This is a genomic window from Ruegeria sp. AD11(2025) (genome assembly GCF_056542405.1).
In genome coordinates this window covers 1-3,684 of sequence record NZ_JBQFZU010000075.1, presented here as the reverse complement: position 1 = coordinate 3,684, position 3,684 = coordinate 1, and the positions used below count along the sequence as shown (strand labels likewise).

Annotated in this window: 4 protein-coding genes; 1 reads left to right on the top strand and 3 read right to left on the bottom strand. The window is 55.4% G+C overall.

What is annotated here, in order from left to right; translation table 11 throughout:
- Positions 1 to 211: transposase (locus ACR1XY_RS24200; protein WP_480597309.1), on the bottom strand; the 211-nt coding region annotated here is incomplete at its 3' end.
- A gap of 338 nt (positions 212 to 549) precedes the next feature.
- Between ACR1XY_RS24200 and ACR1XY_RS24195 the strand changes: the two genes are divergently transcribed.
- A protein-coding gene (locus tag ACR1XY_RS24195; protein WP_170717543.1) for an IS3 family transposase occupies positions 550 to 1,901 on the top strand; the annotation gives its coding sequence in 2 pieces (ribosomal slippage) (positions 550 to 886 and positions 886 to 1,901; 1,353 coding nt in all).
- A 36-nt stretch (positions 1,902 to 1,937) separates the two neighbouring features.
- Here ACR1XY_RS24195 and ACR1XY_RS24190 read toward each other — a convergent pair.
- Positions 1,938 to 2,222: an ATP-binding cassette domain-containing protein gene (locus tag ACR1XY_RS24190; protein WP_480597307.1), complete on the bottom strand. Its 285-nt coding sequence runs from the start codon at positions 2,220 to 2,222 to the stop codon at positions 1,938 to 1,940.
- A gap of 132 nt (positions 2,223 to 2,354) precedes the next feature.
- Complete coding sequence (locus tag ACR1XY_RS24185; protein ID WP_480484969.1) at positions 2,355 to 3,374, bottom strand: putative 2-aminoethylphosphonate ABC transporter substrate-binding protein; 1,020 nt, start codon at positions 3,372 to 3,374, stop codon at positions 2,355 to 2,357.
- Positions 3,375 to 3,684 lie beyond the last annotated feature (310 nt).

Genomic DNA, 3,684 nt, shown 5'->3' with positions numbered 1-3,684 from the left:
CCGTGCCCAAGCGGGTGTCGGGCGCGCCCTCGCGATAACCGTTCCGCCAGGTCGTGCGACCCTCGGCGCGTTCGTGACGGCCGGCGCCGATCAAGCCCTCGACGTCGGCCTCCATGATCAGCTGAAGGACCGCTTCTGCAACGGCGCGAAGGAAATCGCCTTGATCGTGCTTTTCCAGAAGTTCGCTGAGGTCCATGGTGGTCTTGGTCATCGGGGTCTCCGTGTGGTTCGGGGTTGAAGCGTCGAAACTCCACCTCGACCATACACCTCGATGGCCACCCGGATTACACCGGCAACGCCGAGGAAATTACACCACGTCCTCGGACACTAACCCACAAATCAGGATCAACCATAGAGACGCGGACATTGCCGCCATTCGCGTTTATACTCCAAAGGACCACAGTCAGCCCAAAGCAAGCACTCGAACGGTGCTACATCAGACGGTGCTGGAACCTAGTATCAGGTGTCCGCCATCAGCACCCATGGAACAGACTAGGTTGATTGCGTAGCGGAGGATTTCAGGCTCATCGTAACCATCAGAGAGTGGAGATGAGAATGAAATCCGGGAAACAGAAAGCGTCAGCAGAGAGAGTTGTCAAAGACATCCGCAGGAAGACACGGCGCCAGCATTCGGCAGAGGAGAAGATCCGTATTGTGTTGGATGGGCTTCGTGGTGAAGACAGCATAGCGGAGCTGTGTCGCCGTGAAGGAATAGCTACGAGCCTGTATTACAGCTGGTCGAAAGAGTTCCTTGAGGCCGGTAAGAAGCGGTTGGCTGGCGATACCGCACGCCAGGCTACCAGCTCTGAGGTGAAGGATTTGAGAGCGGAATCGTCGGCGCTGAAAGAGGTAGTCGCCGACCTGACCCTTGAGAACCGGCTGCTCAAAAAAAGCATGTTCGAGGATGGGGGAGACGACGAATGAGATATCCCGCATCCGAAAAGCTTGAGATCATCCGGCTGGTTGACGGTTCGCACCTGCCGATCAAACGCACACTGGAAAAGCTCGGCATTCCCAGAACGACCTTCTACCGCTGGTACGACAGGTATCTGTCTTTCGGCGAGGCCGGGCTTGAGGATCGCCATTCCCGGCCAGGTAGGGTTTGGAACCGCATCCCCGACAAGGTGCGCAAGCAGATCGTGGAACTGGCTCTGGAAGAACCCGAGTTATCGCCCCGCGAGCTTGCGGTGCGGTTCACCGACACCAGGCGCTACTTCGTTTCTGAGGCCAGTGTTTACAGGCTTCTGAAGGCACAAGATCTGATCACTAGCCCAGCCTGCATCACCATCAAAGCGGCGGATGAATTCCATGAGAAGACTGTGCGGCCGAACCAGCTTTGGCAGACCGACTTCACCTATCTCAAAGTCATCGGTTGGGGCTGGTTCTACCTGTCTACGATCCTGGATGATTACAGCCGTTACGTTGTCTCTTGGCGCCTTTGCACCACGATGAAAGCTGACGATGTCACAGGAACGCTGGAAGACGCTTTGGCTGCATCAGGTTGTGACAGTGTCACCGTTGCCCACAAGCCCCGGCTGCTCAGCGACAACGGCAGCAGTTACATCTCTGGCGAGTTGGCGAAATGGCTGGATGAGCAGGGTATGGATCATGTTCGGGGAGCGCCCAACCATCCGCAGACCCAGGGCAAGATTGAGCGATGGCATCAGACGATGAAGAACCGTGTCCTGCTGGAAAACTACTATCTGCCAGGAGCGCTCGAACAGGCCATCGGCGACTTCATCAATCACTACAACCACAACCGATACCACGAGAGCATCAGCAATCTGACACCCGCCGATGTCTATTTCGGTCGAGCCGAAACAATCCTCAGACGCAGAAAGGAAATCAAACACCAGACAATCCAGAAACGCCGCTTGCTGCATCATCAGAACGCGGCGTAGATTGAAACTGCGGCGAGCCTGATCCTCCTAAGCCAATCAAACGCTCGTGTTCCAAATCATTCGATGACGGACACGCTCGGACGGAGGCAGGTTGGAGACGTCCTTGCCATCCTGCATAATCGTACCCTTGGTCTGCAGATCCAGCCCGGCAATCGCCCGCAACAAGGTGGTCTTGCCGCAGCCGGACGGGCCAAGGAAACGAATGAATTCACCTTCTTTGATTTCAAGAGAGATGTCCTTGAGTGCCAGAAAGCTGCCGAACGCTTTCCACAAATTCTGGATGCTGAGATACAGTTCACCGGGTGGTGTTTTCTGAAGCACGGGAGAGGTCCTCACATCTGCACCTCGGGCACGACCGATCCTGGCTGGTGCGCGCCGGGTGAGTTGGTTGTGTTGGTGGGAACAAGAGAGTGGCGGGCAGGAGAGGCACAAAAGCCCCCCCTGCCAATGGAATTATTTCGCTTCAGACTTTCCGTCATAGCGAGACTGCCATTCCTTCAGGATTGCCGCGCGATTGTTGGCGGCATACTCGAAATCATTGTTGATCATCGCATCCAGAAGACCTTCTGGGAAGTGTTCAACCGGTTTTGCAACGCCGGGATACGCCACGACCGCATAGCCGGTATTGTACATCTCGTTGGCCTCTTTGGTGACGGTGAAGTCCACCAGCTTCTGCGCGGCTTCCAGATTTGCAGTGCCGGCCACAATCGCGGTTGCTTCCATGTCCCAGCCGACGCCTTCCGAAGGCACAATGATTTCCAGCGGTGCGCCATCAGCTTTGGACTTCGCCCCACGGAACGCAAAAGAGATACCAATCGGGATCTCACCCGCCGCCGCCAGTTTGCAAGGCTTCGAGCCGGAATGGGTGTAGCGCGCAATATTCTCGTGCAGCGCATCCATGTATTCCCAGCCACCTTCTTCGCCAAACATTTGAAGCCAGCTGGACACATCAAGGAACCCCGTGCCAGACGAATTCGGGTTCGGCATGATCACCTGATCCTTGTACATCGGATCAGTCAGGTCCTTCCACGAAGTGGGCGGCTTCAACCCGGCCTTTTCCGCCTCAACCGTGTTGTAGCAAACCGAGGCAACCCAGGCGTCCATGCCAACCCAGGCAGGCGGGTTGTCACCATCGACGAATTTCGCATCCAGCTTGTCTACGCCAACCGGGGCATAAGGCTCCAGCATCCCTTCGGATTTCAACAGCAGCAGAGAGGTCGCCGCCAACCCCCAGACCACATCCGCCTGTGGGTTGTCCCGTTCAGCCAGCAGTTTCGCGGTGATGATCCCCGTCGAGTCCCGGACCCAGTTGATCTTGATATCAGGGTTACTCTGGTTGAACGTCTCTGCATACCTCGCCAGATCCTCCGCCTCGACAGCGGTGTAAACTGTCAGTTCCGTCTCCGATGCCGCAACCGTCGCAGTCAGTAAACCGACCGCCAATGCCGAATAAAATGATGTCGTCCGTTTCATGGTTTTCCTCTGTTGGTGAATTGTTTGACAGGTTCGCCATTCTTGCGCGGCGTAAAATTCACATTTGAGCAATGGTATCTTGACAGATTAATATGCCAAGAAAAATCGATTATACCTTCAACGTCATAAGTCTGACCTATGGATGACCTTACATAAGAGTTTCGATGTGATCCGAGGGAGCCTCGTGTGGCAAGCTGATCAGAATAGAGAATAGACGGGGATAACCAGACGGTTCCTTTCCTTCAGTACAAACGCCCCAGTTCCCTGATCCTTTGCGGATAATCGTCTGGAAAACGCCAGATGACTTCGC

Excerpts from the sequence above, each read along its gene's own strand:
- ACR1XY_RS24185 (WP_480484969.1), bottom strand. The coding sequence starts at position 3,374 with ATGAAACGGACGACATCATTTTATTCGGCATTGGCGGTCGGTTTACTG.